The sequence below is a fragment of the Rhodococcus sp. MurmanLake-1 genome (genome assembly GCF_056945715.1).
On the sequence record NZ_JBWZNF010000016.1, the window covers coordinates 49157 to 62973 of the forward strand.

Here is a 13817-nt window from a genome sequence, read left to right on the forward strand (position 1 = left end):
AGACAACACATGTCAAAGATCCCCTGCTTCGCGGGGAAGACCGAAAGGAACACGATGATCGTCATCATGGGAGCGTCCGGAACCACAGGCGGCGCGTTGCTACGCAGTCTCGCATCCTCGGGTGTGCCGAGCCGAGCGTTGTCCCGCGACCCGGACAGGCTGCGCGCCCACCTCGGCGATTTGGCCGACGGTTTGGTCGAAGTAGTGCGGGCCGATGCCGCAGACTCAACTTCGCTACGCACGGCTTTCGAAGGGGCTGAACAACTTTTCCTCGCCATGGCCAACGGACTCGAACAGGTCGAGCTCGAAACGCGTGTGATCGACATAGCCGCCGAGAGCGGCGTCGAACACATCGTCAAGATCTCCGATCCCGCCGCCGCGGCCGACTCCCCCATCGCTCTCTCCCGCGGCCACCACGCCGTCGGTGAACACCTGCGCGCATCCGGGATCCGCCACACTCTGCTCCGCCCCTATGCGTTCATGCAGAATCTGTTGCTCCTGGCTCCGGCGGTGGCTGCGCAAGGGGTGATTCTGGGCGCGATGCGGGACGCGCCGTGCAACTGGATCGACTGCCGAGATATCGGTGACGTCGCCGCGGCCGTGCTCACACGCGCCGACCTCGCCGGCGGCACCTACGTCCTGACGGGCAGCGAGGCAGTCGGCTACGGCGGCATCGCCGATTCTCTGACCCGCATGCTCGATCGCCCCGTCCAATATATCGACCTGCCACCGCACGAACTGCGGCAAAACCTCGTCGATCATGCCCACATGCCTCCGTGGCTGGCCGAGCACATTCTGGAGATCCAGCAACTTGCCGTCTCGCGCCCGGAGTCACCCACCGACACGGTGGCAAGTGTCCTGGGGCGTGAGCCACGAAGCCTGGATGCGTTCCTGCGTGAGCATCTGGACCGCTTCCGCTGATTCACGCTGCGAGAGCAGCGCCGCCAGAAGTCACGCGGTTGATCAACGAGCCCACCGAATCCTGATCGGACCTCGTACGGATTCCGGGTCGACGACTTCGCCGCCTTGGGTGATCTGCACTTCGCCGTGGGCCACCATGTGGCGGGCAGCCTCTCGGACGGGGTCCATCAGCGGACGCCAATTGTCGGGTGCCGCTGCGCGGGCCACGTCGGAGGGGCAGATGCTCGACTCGGCCGATCGGGCACTGAGTAGTTCGCGGATCTTCGCCGCCAGTTCTTTCTCTTCCACCGTATGACCTCAGTTTTCGGTCGTGACCGTAGGCCTTCAACAGAGTATGAACCTTCGGTTCGGCGAGTTGTGGCGAAGGAATGGTGCACATCGATAATTATTGACGGCGTGGAGAATTCGAGTGCAACGCGCCGCGACGTAGTCCGAAAGTCGTATTCGGCCAGATCCCAGGAGTACACGGACCTCTTCGGCTCGATGGATTCGACGCACATATCTGATCGGGACCTGGTGACCAGCTGGGCCGCCACTTTGACCGGCCCCGTGCTCGACGCCGGGTGCGGGCCGGGGCAGTGGACAGACTTCCTGGCCCAGAGCGGGCTGGCTGTGAGCGGGATCGATCTCGTGCCCGAGTTCGTCGAACGAGCCCGCAACCAATACCCGGATCTCTCCTTCGAGGTCGGGGGCTTCGAGGCATTGGACGCGAAAACGAATTCACTGGGCGGCGTGCTGTCCTGGTACTCGCTCATTCACCATCACCCGCAAGATATCGAGGCACCGCTCGCTGAATTCGCGCGCGTGATCCGCCCAGGTGGTGGGTTGCTGGTGGGCTTCTTCGAAGGCGTGACCGTAGAGCCTTTTGATCACGCCGCGACGACTGGTTATCGATGGCCGGTGACCGAACTTGCCGAGGTGCTGGTCACAGCGGGCTTCGACGTGATCGAGACCCATACCCGGACGGGGAGCGGCTACAGGCCGCACGGCGCAATCACTGCCAGCCGGCGCGGCGGCGAATAGCGGATCGAGACAGAGCTAGCAATCCTCTTTCATTCATTTCGTGTCAGTGGTGTGCTGGATGAGTCACTCCCCGGCTTTTTCAGCACCGGATCATCCACAGTTGAAAGAAGGCGCCATGACCACGATCCATCTTCACAAGACGACCACTGCGACGCCCGAACAGGTCCTTGCCGGCCTGACCGACTTCGGCCCGGGCCGTGAGGAAATCTTCGGCCGCAGTGCGGACAGCTACCTGAAAGTGCACCAACAAGGACCCCACGATGCTGATGTCACCGAGGGCTCCAGTGGTATCTGGGAGCGTCTGCACTACGACTGGACCGACCCGCACCGCGTCGTGATGACAACCACCGACTCCAACCTGTGGGGCGGGGCGTCGAGCCATACCTACACGCTGACCCGGCAGCCAACGGGTCTGACCGATGTCGACGCCGTCGTGGTCCGGGACGGCAAGAACCTCAAGGGAAAGCTCCTGGCGTCGGTACTCGGACTCGTCGGCACCCAAGTGCTGGGAAAGTCGTTCACGAAGTCCATCGATGCCATCGAAGCTCGCAACGGTGGCGCGAGCGGCGGCAACACACAGTGACAAGAACCTGACGGACTTGTCAGAGCGCTTCGAGGGCTTCCGTCATCTTCTTCACCGTCTCTGGTGCCACTTTGGCTTCGAATCCCGCCTTCAGGAGAGGCGACGCAATCTTGGCGGCACCGTTGAACTCGACGTTCGCGTGATATTCGATCTCGGTCGAGTTCGGACCCACCGAAGTCAAGGTGATGTCGTCGGTACTGGTGGCAGTCTTGTTCTTTCCTTCGAGAACAACGTGATTCAGCTCGTCGGTCACCAGCGTGTACGTCAGTTCCGTGGTGACGCCGAATAGCTTGGACACGTTGTGCCACTGGGTTCCGACGCCGACAGGACCGTCGGAGATCTGCGTGCAGCTCTCGGTGCCCGGATCCCACGTCGGCGCATTGGCGAAGTCGCGGAGAAACGCCGCAGCCTTTTCGATCGGTACCTCGGCGGTGAATTTGCGGGTGACGTCAACCATGCGGTGGGCCTTTCGGTTCATTTTTCGGCGGTAGTGCCGCGGTGAGAGTTCGTTCCGACGCCCGGGCTACCCAAACTCGACAAACGGTAACCGTCTTCAGAGGACTGCGCGGTCCAGTGGACGCGGAAGCGGATCGAGTGCGCCGGTCTCGCGCAGGCGCTCGTACGCCCGAACGACCCCATCGACAGCCCCGATCTGTAGCAACACGCCGCCGCCCGGTAACGCGGCAACGCCTGCTGCCAGGTCATCCGGGATCGCGTCAGCGCGAGCGGACGAGAGGTAACCGACTCGGCCGATCACGGGATCACCGACGCGATAGTCGGACTCGTCTTCGAGAGCATCGAGGATGTTGTCGTCGGTGACGTCTCCGAAGTCCGGTTCCCACTCCGCGGCGAGCATCCGAAGTAGGTCTGTCTCAGGAACTTCGGCGGTGTCCGGCGCGCTGACGGCAAGAATCATCGACTGAAGGACAATCTCCGGTTCGCCGCCCGCCAACCCGGAGAGTTCGAGCCCCCATTCGGGCCCTCCACTGGATGCGAGCCTCAATCCGATTCCCAGACGATCCGACCAGTCTTCGGCGGCCTGCGCGTTCTCGAGGACCTGTGCCAACTGGTCGACGGTCACGGCAGTAGCAGGTCCAGCGGAATGGATCTGTTGCCACGACCCGCCGACCACCTCGGGCAACAGGGATTCGACTTGTTCCAACGTCCGACGCCACCGGGAGGCCACGGCCTGCACCGATTCCGGCCGTCGTCCCCAGAAAACTCGAATAGCGCGTCGTGTCATCGAGTCCTCCGGTAAGGATCGTCCATGGGCAGCCATATTCCGTCTTCGTGGATTTCGAGATCAGTGACGCCGCGGGTGAGAGCGTCGACGGACGCGAGAACTGCAGGGCGCGTTTCGTTCTCACGGCACAGGAGTGACCACGTCCAGATCGCCGCGGGGTCGATCACCGGACGTGCAGTGAGATCGCTTGGCAGCGTGATGGTCTGCCCTTTGGGCGAGTTGACGACCGGACGGCCGACGGCACGGACGTGATCGAAGAATGCCGGACCGGTGATACCACCGTCGTTGATGCGCAGGATCTGTGCGCCGGTATCGCGAGCGAATTCTTCGGCGTAGACGTTCCACGAATACCAGGAGGTGGTGTCGTCGTCGACGAGTACGACGACGTCGCGTGCCCGCACCGGTGTGGTGTCCTCTCCGGTGGAGACCGCGTACAGCCGATCCGCACCGAGCAGTCTTGCGCTCAGAGCATGTTGGGCGACATCGGTTTTCCGCACCCAGGCGATCGCCAGGTCGAGGCTGCCGTCCGCTACCCGCGCGGCCTGCGCGTGCGAAGGCACCACCCAGGCGTCGACGTGCAGTTGCGCGACCCCTGAAGTGCGCGCGATCAGATCCGTGGGGAGCCAATTGACGTAGCCGATCCGGACGGGCTCCGCTCCGGACAGACGCTCCGCGCGGCGTCGCAGATTCTCGGCACTCTCGAGTAGCGCACGGACATCAGGGAGCAAGGCCGCGCCGGCTGGCGTCAGAGCGACGGAACGGCGGTCGCGGACGAACAGCTTGACGCCGAGGTCGCGCTCGAGTGCCATGATCTGCTGCGACAATGACGGCCCGGCTATCAGTAGCCGCGCCGCGGCTCGGCCGAAGTGCAATTCCTCGGCGACGACCTCGAAATATCTCAGCTGACGCAGCTCCACGATCATTCATGCTACGTGCGGTGGGAGGTTGTGCCTATCAGTCAGGAGCAAAGCGGTCGTGGCGGTCCGGCGCGGCCGGGGCACACGATAAGACCATGACCACAGTCCACAACGGCGTCTCCCCGCGAGCGCACGCTGTCCAAGCTGCCGCTGCGCTGGCGGCGAGCATGGGAATCGGTCGATTCGTCTACACACCGATCCTGCCGTTGATGCACACGCAGGCCGGTCTGTCCGCCTCGCTCGGCGCCACCCTGGCGACGGCCAACTACGTCGGGTACCTCATCGGCGCGCTCGCGGGAATCCTCATTCCCGGCGTGGTGCGCTCGGCAGCGGTGATGCGTACGTCGTTGGTGGTCCTCATCGCGACTTTGGCGCTCATGCCCACTACCCACGACGGATCCATCTGGTTCGCCCTGCGGCTCGTCGCAGGCATTGCCAGTGCCCTCGTCTTCATGATCGCCGTCAGCGCTTTGCACGCGCACCTTCGGGGGCAGTCCCAATTTCTGGCCGGATGGGGATTCGGCGGAGTTGGGTTGGGTATCGCCCTGTCCGGGGTCCTCGTGTTGGTCGTCCGCTTCATCGGTACCTGGAGTACAGCCTGGCTGGCATCTGCGGCCCTTGCAGTGGTGTGTGCGGTCGCAGCCTGGGGATTGACGCCGGAACCGCGTCCGGTCATCACACCGGACGCGCCGGGAACTCCCAGTTCCCAACGCGGGTTCACTGCCTTGTTCATCAGTTATTTCCTGGAAGGCATCGGCTACATCATCGCGGGCACGTTCCTTGTTGCCGCAATCGATCTCGCCGCTCCAGAATGGGTCGGCAGCGGCGCTTGGATAGTGGTCGGTCTGGCCGCATTTCCCTCGTGCGCCCTGTGGGCTTGGCTCAGCCTGCGTTGGTCGAGGCCGGCTCTGCTTCTCGTTGCCCTGTTGATTCAGGCGGTGGGCATAGCGCTTCCTGCTGTGATCGGAGGCGTCGGCCCCGCACTGATTTCAGCTTTCCTGTTCGGTGTCACCTTCCTTGGTATCGGGTCAATTGTGTTGGCAATCGGCGCGCACCTGCAGTTCCCACGCGCCGTGGCGTTGCTGACCGCTGGATACAGCGTCGGTCAGATTCTCGGCCCACTCGTTGTCACTCCGTTGCTGCGAGACGGGTATCGCGACGCTCTGCTGTTGGGTGCGGCCGTCGTTCTGGGCGCAGCAGTGGCCGCCGCGGTTTTGCGGTTCCGATTCCCTTCCGATCTCGATGCGGACCCTCGGACGGCCACCTCGACTGAGGAGGTAGTTTTTGATGTCAGATGACGAAACCGCCGGAGCACTATCCGACGTAGGACTGGAGATGTTCGAATGAGCGCACTCACAACCGATCTCGACCTGAAGGTCCCTGTCATCGCAGCGCCCATGGCCGGCGGCGCTTCCACACCGGAACTTGTTGCTGCTGCCTCTCGCGCAGGCGGTCTCGGATTCCTCGCCGCCGGGTACAAGACGCCTCAGGCTCTGTCCGACCAGATCGACGCCGTGCGCGCCGAGGGAGTGTCGTTCGGTGTCAACGTCTTTGCGCCCAACCCGGTGCCTGTCGACGTCGATGCCTACCGTGCCTATACCAGGGTGATCCAGGTCGATGCGGATCGCTACGGCATCACGCTGGCTGACGGTGAGCCGGTCGAAGACGACGACTACTTCGAGGACAAGATCGATCTGCTCCTGGCCAGCCCGGTTCCGGTGGTCAGCTTCACCTTCGGCTTTCCCACACCCGGCGTCATCAAGGCGCTGCGCGCTGCCGGTTCACTTGTCGTCCTCACTGTGACTTCGGAGGCAGAGGCGCTCCTTGCCGTCGACGCCGGCGCCGATCTGCTTGTCGTGCAATCGTCGGCTGCCGGCGGCCACTCCGGAACGCTCACTCCCCTGCAGGTTCCGGCAGAAACACCGATCACCGAACTGATCGCACAAATCCGTCATCGCACCTCTGTTCCGCTATTGGCGGCCGGTGGACTGGCGACCTCCGCCGACGTCGCTGCAGCCTTACGTGCCGGAGCGGACGCGGCAGTGGTCGGTACCGTACTGCTGCGCACCGAGGAGAGTGGTGCCTCGGCTCCGCACAAGGCAGCTCTGGCCGACACGTCACGCGGGAACACGGTCGTCACAAGAGCTTTCACGGGACGTCCTGCACGAGCACTTCGGAACGAGTTCATCGATCGCTACGACGCACGGGCGCCCATCGGGTATCCGGCCATCCATCACCTGACCAACCCGATGCGCAAAGCCGCTGTTGCGCAGGCAGATCCCGAGCGCATGCACCTATGGGCCGGCACCGGCTATCGCCACGCGACGGAGGAACCAGCCGGGGTAGTGCTTTCGCGATTGGCTAACCTGTGACGGCGCGGACACCGGAAGCCGCATTGCCCGAGGTAGTGACATACGACGGGTTGCCCGGGTCCGCCGGTGGTGCACACTCGCTTCGAGTCAAGCGTCCCGATGTTGCATTTCAGCGGCTGCAGACATTCCTGGAATCCTGCACCGAACCAGTGTCGTTGCCGTCGTGGACGTTCGAGATCTACCAGAGGGGGCCATCCGAGCCGACCGCGCAGTTGTCATCGTTCGCTACCGAGCTCTTCGGTGGGCCCCGCTACAAAGCGCAAACCCATACCGAATGGAACGTCCCACCTGGTTCTGTCAACGAAGCGCTCGATGCCCTCGTTGGTTGCGATGCGGTCACAACCCACGGACGTTCTGTGGCGGCACTGACCTACAGCGCGCCCGTACGCCTGATCGACCCCAACACCCGCGCGCCGTACCCCGACATCACCCCCGACACGTTCGGCCGTTTTGCCGTGGATGGATACGGCCGGATTCTCGGCGAGTCAGGCATACGCGCAACCCTCGGCAACGCGACATCCTCACTGTCCCTGTGGCTCAACCTGCCTGCAGACGAACGGTTGTCGTCCGGTGCTCGTCACCTACAAGACCATCTCCCGTTCCGGTTGTCCGCGAAACACTGGCGTCTCTGGCGGCCGAACCGGAGCGGAGACTCGTATCGTTCCAACAAGGTTCCGTCGCCGGTTCACGACCACGTTTGAATCACGCAGCAAGCATTTTCATCCCGGGCAGAGTTCGCCGATCTCGGAGACAATGCGATCAGCGCTGCGAACCACCCATACCGCGCGTCCGCCACGCAATGTCGGCATCAAGAGTCGGTCCTTCTCGATGGGCCAGTGCACAAAGGGAAATCCGCCGGCCAGCTCGTCCTGGACTTCGCCGGCGATCAGGGCCGTCAACTCCTGTACAGGCTGTTCGATGTGCGGCCCGCCGAACCCGAAGCCCCTCAGCGGGCTGGTTCCTGCACTCTTGTGCTTCGGCCGTGGTCCAGCGTCGAGCGCGAGGTGGCAGTGGCCGTCATCGAGCAACGAGACCGTCCACAGACAGTTCTCCATGTACGTATCGGGGCCGTGCCAGCGGCATTGCAGATCCTTGCCGACAGCCTGGCACGCCTCGACGACGTTGGCGGGAGCGTCGTCTGGTGCATCCGGCCCCATGATCGGAAAGCTCCAGACCCCTACGTACTCGATGTCGGGCAGATACATGCCTTCACTGTGGCACGTTGTCAGAATGCGCCTTCCTCGAGTTCCATGATCTCGTTGTCGAGGGAACCCAGGATTTCTTTCGTCGACGCCAGGATAGGCAGGATGTTCTTGGCGAAGTACGACGCGACGACCACCTTGCCCCGGTAGAACGATCGGTCCTTTGCCGACGCGTCACGGTCCAAGGCTGCCAACGCGACTTCCGCTTGCACCAACAGGCGCCATCCGATGAGCAGGTCGCCTACCGCGTACAGAAAGCGCACCGAGCCGAGGCCTATCTTGTACAACTCGGAGGGTTGGTCCTGGGAGGCCATCAGATACCCGGTGAGCGTCCCGGCCATCTCCTGCACGTCGGTCAAGGCGGTCTCGAGTAGGACTCGCTCGGCCTTGAGACGACCGTTCCCGGCCTCACTGTCGATGAACTCTCGTATGCGACCGGCTACGTGAGCGAGTGCAACGCCGCGGTCGCGTGCGATCTTTCGAAAGAAGAAGTCCTGCGCCTGGATCGCCGTGGTGCCCTCGTACAGGGTGTCGATCTTGGCATCGCGGATGTACTGCTCGATGGGGTAGTCCTGAAGATAACCGGAGCCGCCCAGGGTCTGCAGGCTCTCGGTGAGCAGTTCGTAGGCCTTCTCGGAGCCGACGCCCTTGACGATCGGCAGCAGCAGATCGTTGACCCGCGCCGCCAATTCGGCATCCGCACCCGAAACCAACTCGGCGACATCGGCATTCTGGTGTGCAGCGGTGTAGAGGTAGACCGCTCGGAGGCCTTCGGCGTAGGCCTTCTGCATCGCCAGGCTGCGTCGGACGTCGGGGTGGTGCGTAATGGCCACGCGGGGCGCGGTCTTGTTTGTCAGCTCGGTGAGGTCTGCGCCTTGAATTCGTTCTTTTGCGTACCCGAGGGCGTTGAGATAGCCGGTGGACAGTGTTCCGGTAGCCTTGGTGCCCACCATCATTCGAGCATTCTCGATGACCTGGAACATCTGGGCGATACCGTTGTGGACATCACCCACGAGCCAGCCGACGGCAGGAACGTCCGTCGCTCCGAAGGTGAGCTCGCAAGTTGGGGAAGACTTGAGGCCCATCTTGTGCTCGACGCCGGTGACGTACACACCGTTGCGCTCTCCCAGTTCAAGTGTGTCCGAGTTGAAATGGGACTTCGGAACGTAGAACAGGCTCAAACCTTTGGTTCCTGGACCGGCTCCCTCGGGCCGGGCAAGCACCAAGTGGAAGAGGTTCTCGGCCGTGTCTCCGACGTCACCGCCGGAGATGAATCGCTTGACGCCCTCGATGTGCCACGTGCCGTCGTCCTGCGCGATTGCCTTTGTTCGGCCTGCGCCTACATCGGATCCGGCGTCTGGTTCGGTGAGCACCATCGTTCCGGCCCATCCGCGCTCGAATCCTTCTTTGGCCCAGTGTTTTTGCTGTTCGTTTCCGATGGTGTAGAGCACGCTCGCCATCAGTGGACCCATGTTGAAAAAGCTTGCGGATCCGTTTGCCGCGACCAACATTTCGCCGATCGCCCAGACCAACGGCGCCGGAGCAGGAACACCACCCATGCCTTCTGGTAGGCCGAGTCGCGACCAACCGGCCTCGTTCACCGCCTCGACCGTCTTGCGTAGAGGTTCCGGGACCACAACTGCGTGATTGGGTGCGTCGAATTCGACAGGGTTCCGATCCGCGTCGGCGAAGGACGCGGCGACCGGGCCTTCTGCCAGTCTCGCTACTTCCGCAAGAATGTTGCGCACAGTGTCGGTGTCGAGGTCCCCGTATGCGCCGGCATCCAACAGTTCGCCGATCCCGAGCACCTCGAACAGATTGAACTCGATATCACGCACGTTGCTTTTGTAGTGACCCATTGTTCTCCGACCTTGGTTCGTCAGCAATACGATTCGTCAGCAGATACGGCTCGTCAGCAGTACACAAGAAAGCCTGCCCCACAAGGAATTCAGTACGCAACCGTAGGTAGAGACGAGTTTCGTTGCTACAAAGTAGCGCCGAGCCGCTCTCATTGAAACATTCACTCGTACAATCGGTTTCCGCTGGTGGGGGTGCATATCAGTCGCGTAGCATCCTCTTGGGTCAAAGCAGCTGCGCACCAATCGAAGTGCCCATCCTCACCTTCGGCGTCAAACGCATTCGCTGTGATCAGTGAACATGCTGCTCGGTAAACCAAGAGTGCCTCTCGTTGGTAGCCGAGACGTTCCTCGATCGGCGTGTAGAGCCCAGTTCTGTCTCGTGAGCCTTTGGTATCGGTCAGAGGGTGAGTAGCACTTTGGTGGCGCGCCGCTCGTCCATCGCCTGGTAGCCGGCGGCGGCGTCCTCCAACGGGAGAGTGAGGTCGAAGACGATGCCCGGGTCGATCTGGTCGGTCATGATGAGCTCGATCAGTTCGGGTAGGAATCGCCTGACCGGCGCGGGACCGCCGAGCAGGCTCACCGTCGCGAAGAACAGGTTCATGCCGTCGAGCTCGACGCCGTGGGATACCCCGACGTAGCCGACATGTCCGCCGGGGCGGGTAGCTCCGATAGCCTGCATCATCGATTCTTGGGTGCCTACGGCTTCGACGGTCGAGTGGGCGCCGTAGCCGCCGGTGAGTTCCTTGATCTTCGCGATGCCCGCGTCGCCCCGCTCTTCGACGATGTCGGTGGCGCCGAATTGCGTGGCGAGTGCCTGCCGGTCGGCGTGGCGTGACATGGCGATGATCCGCTCGGCGCCGAGTTGTCTGGCAGCGAGGATCGCCAGGAGTCCGACTGCGCCGTCGCCGACGACGGCGACTGTTTTGCCAGGTCCGGCTTCCGCAGCTACGGCGGCGAACCAACCGGTGCCGAGTACGTCGGAGGCTGCAAGGAGGCTGCGGGCCTGCCGCTCGGTCGGCTCTCCGTGGACAGGGACGAGGGTGCCGTCCGCGAGCGGGATGCGAGCGTATTCGGATTGGGTGCCGACCGAGCCCATCATGACCTGGTGGATACAGCGAGACTGAAAGCCCGCCTCGCAGATTTCGCAGGTGTTGTCCGACGCGACGAACGAGCCCACGACGAAGTCTCCAACTTCGATGTCGTTGACCTCGGGGCCGACCTGTTCGACGACGCCCACGTATTCGTGTCCCATCGGCGTCGGGCCATTCAGCTTTTCGATGCCGCGATAAGGCCAGAGGTCGGAACCGCAGACGCAGGTGGCTGTAACGCGAATGATCGCGTCGGTCGGTTCGACGATCACCGGCGCTTCGATCTCTTCGACCCGGACATCGCCGGGGGCATGCATGACGACAGCGCGCATGACGTGGCTCCTCACCATCGGTTTCTTCGTGTCACTTCAACCTGATCACGATTTGGCGGCGTGCGGGAGTCCCGCGCGATAGTGGTACTGCGAGGGACTCCCTCGCTACCGGTCACTGACTTACCCTCGATGGCATGGACGATCGAGCGCAAGTACGCGAATTCCTGACCTCGCGGCGCGCCCGAGTCACGCCCGAACAAGTTGGACTTCCGGCCGGATCGAACCGCCGCGTGGAAGGTCTGCGTCGAAGTGAAGTGGCAACCCTCGCCGGAGTGAGCGTCGAGTACTACACGAGGCTCGAGCGCGGAGCGATCAGCGGCGCATCGCCAGGTGTACTCGACAGTATCGCGAAGGCCCTACGACTCGACGACGCCGAGCGCGCCCACCTTTTTGATCTCGCGCACGCGGCAAGCCCGGTAGCCAGGCCCCCGCGTCGGCGAAATACGAAGGGCTGGAAGCCCCATCAGAGCCTGCAGTGGGCGCTCGACGCAGTCACCGCAGGACCCGCTTTCGTGCGGAACGGTCGCATGGATCTTCTTGCGGTCAACCCACTCGCGCGTGCGTTCTACAAGGACCTCTACGACATGCCGGGGCAGCCCCCGAACATCGCGCGCTTCACGTTCCTCGACGAAAGGGCTTTCGAGTTTTATCCGGACTGGAACGCGTTTGCCGAGGTGACCGTCTCGATTCTGCGAACCGAGGCTGGGCGAGATCCTCACAACAAGGAATTGCACGATCTGATCGGTGAACTCAGCACTCGGAGTGAGGAATTCCGGCGTCGGTGGGGCGCGCACGACGTCCGCCATCACGGCACCGGATTCAAGACTTTTCACCACTCCGCCGTGGGGGAGCTGACGCTTGCCTTCGAAGGTTCGGAGATGGCCGCCGAGCCGGGGTTGACGCTCACGATCTACACCGCAGAGCCGGGATCGCCGTCCGCGGAACGGATGCAGTTACTCGCCTCGTTGGCAGCCAGTGAGAATGCGGACTCTGCGCCTCACGTGTCGGAGCGGTCGCTGACGGACGGCTGACGAACTGCGCGACGGTTGATCGGGTCGTCAGTTGACCACTTCGACGGCGGTGCGCTTCGTGCGTTCCTTGCGCAACAGGATCATCAGCGGCAGAAAGTAGAGAGCGGCAACGCCGGTGCCTACCAACACCGGCCCAGTGGCACCGAGACTCGAGGCCAACGCGAACCCGGCGATCCAGGAGCCGACCGCCGTGCCCAGATTGAACGACGAGGTGCTGAGAGCAGAAGCCATCGTCGGCGCCTGATCGGCATAACGCACAGCCATCCCGATCAGGATGGGATTGGTCGACATGCCGAATAGTCCCAGCATGACTACGAGAATCACCGTCACGATCACGTTGTGCGAGAAGAGGCAGAGCGCCCCGAGTACGAGAAACGTCATCGCTGCCGAGACGAACAAGACGCCGTACTGATTCTTCGCACCCAGTCGCCCGCCGAGATTGGAGCCGACGAACGCACCGAGTCCGTAGCCGACAAGCACCAGTGGCACTGCCGACGCAGCAAGTCCCGTGTTCTCGGTCAACAGCGGAGAGACGAAGCTGTACGCCGCCAGCGACGACCCGCACACGACGGCGCAACCGGACAGAACGAGCCAGATGCGTCCGTCCCGTAGGCTCGCGATCTCCGCTCGCCAGGACGGCACCGCACCGGAGTCGGTGTCGGCGGGTACCAATCGGTGGACGACGGCCGCGGCGACGAGTGCGAGGGCGGAGAGGGCCCAGAAAGGACCACGCCACCCGATGCTCTGACCGGCCAGAGCGCCGAGCGGAACACCGATGACGTTCGCGAGCATGCCTCCGCCCAAGACGATGCCGAGCGCGCGAGAGGAAGACGCCGGGCCTGCCGCTTTTGCTCCGACCACCGCGGCGACCGCCCAGAATGCGCCCGTCGCCACGGCTGTGAGGAAGCGGGCGCCGAGAATGAGTCCGAAGTTGGACGAGAGCGCGACGATGACGTGTCCGATCGCGAAAACAACCAGCGCCGAGCTCAAGGTCACGCGTCGGGGAACCCTGAGTGTCAAGATCGCCATCGCCGGCGTGCCGACGATCATTCCGATCGCGAAGACGGTGATCATCAGGCCGACGTTCGCGATCGACGTACCGAGGTCACCCGCGATTTCGGGAAGAATGCCGGCGACGACGAATTCGGTTGTGCCCATCAAGAAAACTCCGACGGCCAGCACGTAGATCACGAGCGGCAGGCGGCCGGTTTCTTCGACGGTCGGGGCGGAAATCATGAGGTGGTCA

The 13817-nt window shown here is 63.1% G+C and carries 15 protein-coding genes; 7 read left to right on the forward strand and 8 right to left on the reverse strand.

Annotated elements, in window-relative coordinates:
- Nucleotides 1-9 precede the first annotated feature (9 nt).
- Entirely contained in the window at nucleotides 10-921 is a 912-nt protein-coding gene (locus AC2ETI_RS28745) for an NmrA family NAD(P)-binding protein (protein ID WP_257207242.1), read from the forward strand.
- A 42-nt stretch (nucleotides 922-963) separates the two neighbouring features.
- On the opposite strand, the gene AC2ETI_RS28750 is transcribed toward AC2ETI_RS28745, so the two are convergent.
- On the reverse strand, nucleotides 964-1209 hold the full coding sequence (locus AC2ETI_RS28750; RefSeq protein WP_019745995.1) for a DUF3253 domain-containing protein: 246 nt from the start codon (nucleotides 1207-1209) through the stop codon (nucleotides 964-966).
- Between the two features lie 108 nt (nucleotides 1210-1317).
- Here AC2ETI_RS28750 and AC2ETI_RS28755 point away from each other — a divergent pair, with 108 nt between their 5' ends.
- Together AC2ETI_RS28755 and AC2ETI_RS28760 are read left to right on the forward strand one after the other, a co-directional pair.
- Nucleotides 1318-1944 carry a class I SAM-dependent methyltransferase gene (locus AC2ETI_RS28755; RefSeq protein WP_019745994.1) on the forward strand — a complete coding sequence of 209 codons (627 nt, stop codon included), beginning with the start codon at nucleotides 1318-1320 and terminating at the stop codon, nucleotides 1942-1944.
- 115 nt (nucleotides 1945-2059) lie between these two features.
- Nucleotides 2060-2527 carry a hypothetical protein gene (locus tag AC2ETI_RS28760; RefSeq protein ID WP_020971317.1) on the forward strand — a complete coding sequence of 156 codons (468 nt, stop codon included), beginning with the start codon at nucleotides 2060-2062 and terminating at the stop codon, nucleotides 2525-2527.
- Between the two features lie 19 nt (nucleotides 2528-2546).
- On the opposite strand, the gene AC2ETI_RS28765 is transcribed toward AC2ETI_RS28760, so the two are convergent.
- From AC2ETI_RS28765 to AC2ETI_RS28775, 3 genes are all read right to left on the reverse strand, one after another.
- Nucleotides 2547-2984 carry an SRPBCC family protein gene (locus AC2ETI_RS28765; RefSeq protein WP_007735601.1) on the reverse strand — a complete coding sequence of 146 codons (438 nt, stop codon included), beginning with the start codon at nucleotides 2982-2984 and terminating at the stop codon, nucleotides 2547-2549.
- A 96-nt stretch (nucleotides 2985-3080) separates the two neighbouring features.
- Nucleotides 3081-3770 carry a hypothetical protein gene (locus AC2ETI_RS28770; RefSeq protein ID WP_019745991.1) on the reverse strand — a complete coding sequence of 230 codons (690 nt, stop codon included), beginning with the start codon at nucleotides 3768-3770 and terminating at the stop codon, nucleotides 3081-3083.
- Nucleotides 3767-4687, reverse strand: a complete 921-nt coding sequence (locus AC2ETI_RS28775) for a LysR family transcriptional regulator (protein ID WP_019745990.1) — start codon at nucleotides 4685-4687, stop codon at nucleotides 3767-3769. Before AC2ETI_RS28775 ends, AC2ETI_RS28770 begins: the two co-directional genes overlap by 4 nt.
- Before the next feature lie 95 nt (nucleotides 4688-4782).
- Between AC2ETI_RS28775 and AC2ETI_RS28780 the strand changes: the two genes are divergently transcribed.
- Genes AC2ETI_RS28780 through AC2ETI_RS28790 form a run of 3 tightly spaced genes read left to right on the forward strand, consistent with a single transcriptional unit; the run spans nucleotide 4783 to nucleotide 7760 of the window.
- Entirely contained in the window at nucleotides 4783-5985 is a 1203-nt protein-coding gene (locus tag AC2ETI_RS28780; protein WP_378670022.1) for a YbfB/YjiJ family MFS transporter, read from the forward strand.
- Nucleotides 5986-6030: 45 nt separating this feature from the next.
- On the forward strand, nucleotides 6031-7059 hold the full coding sequence (locus tag AC2ETI_RS28785; protein ID WP_483634724.1) for an NAD(P)H-dependent flavin oxidoreductase: 1029 nt from the start codon (nucleotides 6031-6033) through the stop codon (nucleotides 7057-7059).
- Nucleotides 7056-7760: a hypothetical protein gene (locus AC2ETI_RS28790; RefSeq protein ID WP_483634725.1), complete on the forward strand. Its 705-nt coding sequence runs from the start codon at nucleotides 7056-7058 to the stop codon at nucleotides 7758-7760. The genes AC2ETI_RS28785 and AC2ETI_RS28790 overlap by 4 nt, the downstream gene beginning before the upstream one ends.
- 18 nt (nucleotides 7761-7778) lie before the next feature.
- Here AC2ETI_RS28790 and AC2ETI_RS28795 read toward each other — a convergent pair whose 3' ends face one another.
- The 3 genes from AC2ETI_RS28795 to AC2ETI_RS28805 form a co-directional block, all read right to left on the reverse strand.
- A complete protein-coding gene (locus tag AC2ETI_RS28795) occupies nucleotides 7779-8264 on the reverse strand; it encodes a hypothetical protein (RefSeq protein WP_477846572.1) in 486 nt (161 codons plus the stop codon).
- A 20-nt stretch (nucleotides 8265-8284) separates the two neighbouring features.
- Nucleotides 8285-10120, reverse strand: a complete 1836-nt coding sequence (locus AC2ETI_RS28800; RefSeq protein WP_483634726.1) for an acyl-CoA dehydrogenase — start codon at nucleotides 10118-10120, stop codon at nucleotides 8285-8287.
- A 397-nt stretch (nucleotides 10121-10517) separates the two neighbouring features.
- Complete coding sequence (locus tag AC2ETI_RS28805; RefSeq protein WP_378670011.1) at nucleotides 10518-11540, reverse strand: zinc-dependent alcohol dehydrogenase family protein; 1023 nt, start codon at nucleotides 11538-11540, stop codon at nucleotides 10518-10520.
- A 134-nt stretch (nucleotides 11541-11674) separates the two neighbouring features.
- On the opposite strand from AC2ETI_RS28805, the gene AC2ETI_RS28810 reads away from it, so the two are divergent.
- The gene (locus tag AC2ETI_RS28810; protein WP_378670009.1) at nucleotides 11675-12571 is read left to right on the forward strand and encodes a helix-turn-helix transcriptional regulator; all 897 of its coding nucleotides are present in this window, start codon (nucleotides 11675-11677) and stop codon (nucleotides 12569-12571) included.
- Between the two features lie 27 nt (nucleotides 12572-12598).
- Here the strand turns inward: AC2ETI_RS28810 and AC2ETI_RS28815 are convergent, their stop codons facing one another.
- Nucleotides 12599-13807 carry an MFS transporter gene (locus tag AC2ETI_RS28815; protein ID WP_483634727.1) on the reverse strand — a complete coding sequence of 403 codons (1209 nt, stop codon included), beginning with the start codon at nucleotides 13805-13807 and terminating at the stop codon, nucleotides 12599-12601.
- Between the last annotated feature and the right edge of the window lie 10 nt (nucleotides 13808-13817).

Coding starts and splice junctions, on each gene's coding strand:
- AC2ETI_RS28745 (WP_257207242.1), top strand. CDS start 10: ATGTCAAAGATCCCCTGCTTCGCGGGGAAGACCGAAAGGAACACGATG.
- AC2ETI_RS28760 (WP_020971317.1), top strand. CDS start 2,060: ATGACCACGATCCATCTTCACAAGACGACCACTGCGACGCCCGAACAG.
- AC2ETI_RS28765 (WP_007735601.1), bottom strand. CDS start 2,984: ATGGTTGACGTCACCCGCAAATTCACCGCCGAGGTACCGATCGAAAAG.
- AC2ETI_RS28770 (WP_019745991.1), bottom strand. CDS start 3,770: ATGACACGACGCGCTATTCGAGTTTTCTGGGGACGACGGCCGGAATCG.
- AC2ETI_RS28780 (WP_378670022.1), top strand. CDS start 4,783: ATGACCACAGTCCACAACGGCGTCTCCCCGCGAGCGCACGCTGTCCAA.
- AC2ETI_RS28785 (WP_483634724.1), top strand. CDS start 6,031: ATGAGCGCACTCACAACCGATCTCGACCTGAAGGTCCCTGTCATCGCA.
- AC2ETI_RS28795 (WP_477846572.1), bottom strand. CDS start 8,264: ATGTATCTGCCCGACATCGAGTACGTAGGGGTCTGGAGCTTTCCGATC.
- AC2ETI_RS28800 (WP_483634726.1), bottom strand. CDS start 10,120: ATGGGTCACTACAAAAGCAACGTGCGTGATATCGAGTTCAATCTGTTC.
- AC2ETI_RS28805 (WP_378670011.1), bottom strand. CDS start 11,540: ATGCGCGCTGTCGTCATGCATGCCCCCGGCGATGTCCGGGTCGAAGAG.
- AC2ETI_RS28810 (WP_378670009.1), top strand. CDS start 11,675: ATGGACGATCGAGCGCAAGTACGCGAATTCCTGACCTCGCGGCGCGCC.
- AC2ETI_RS28815 (WP_483634727.1), bottom strand. CDS start 13,807: ATGATTTCCGCCCCGACCGTCGAAGAAACCGGCCGCCTGCCGCTCGTG.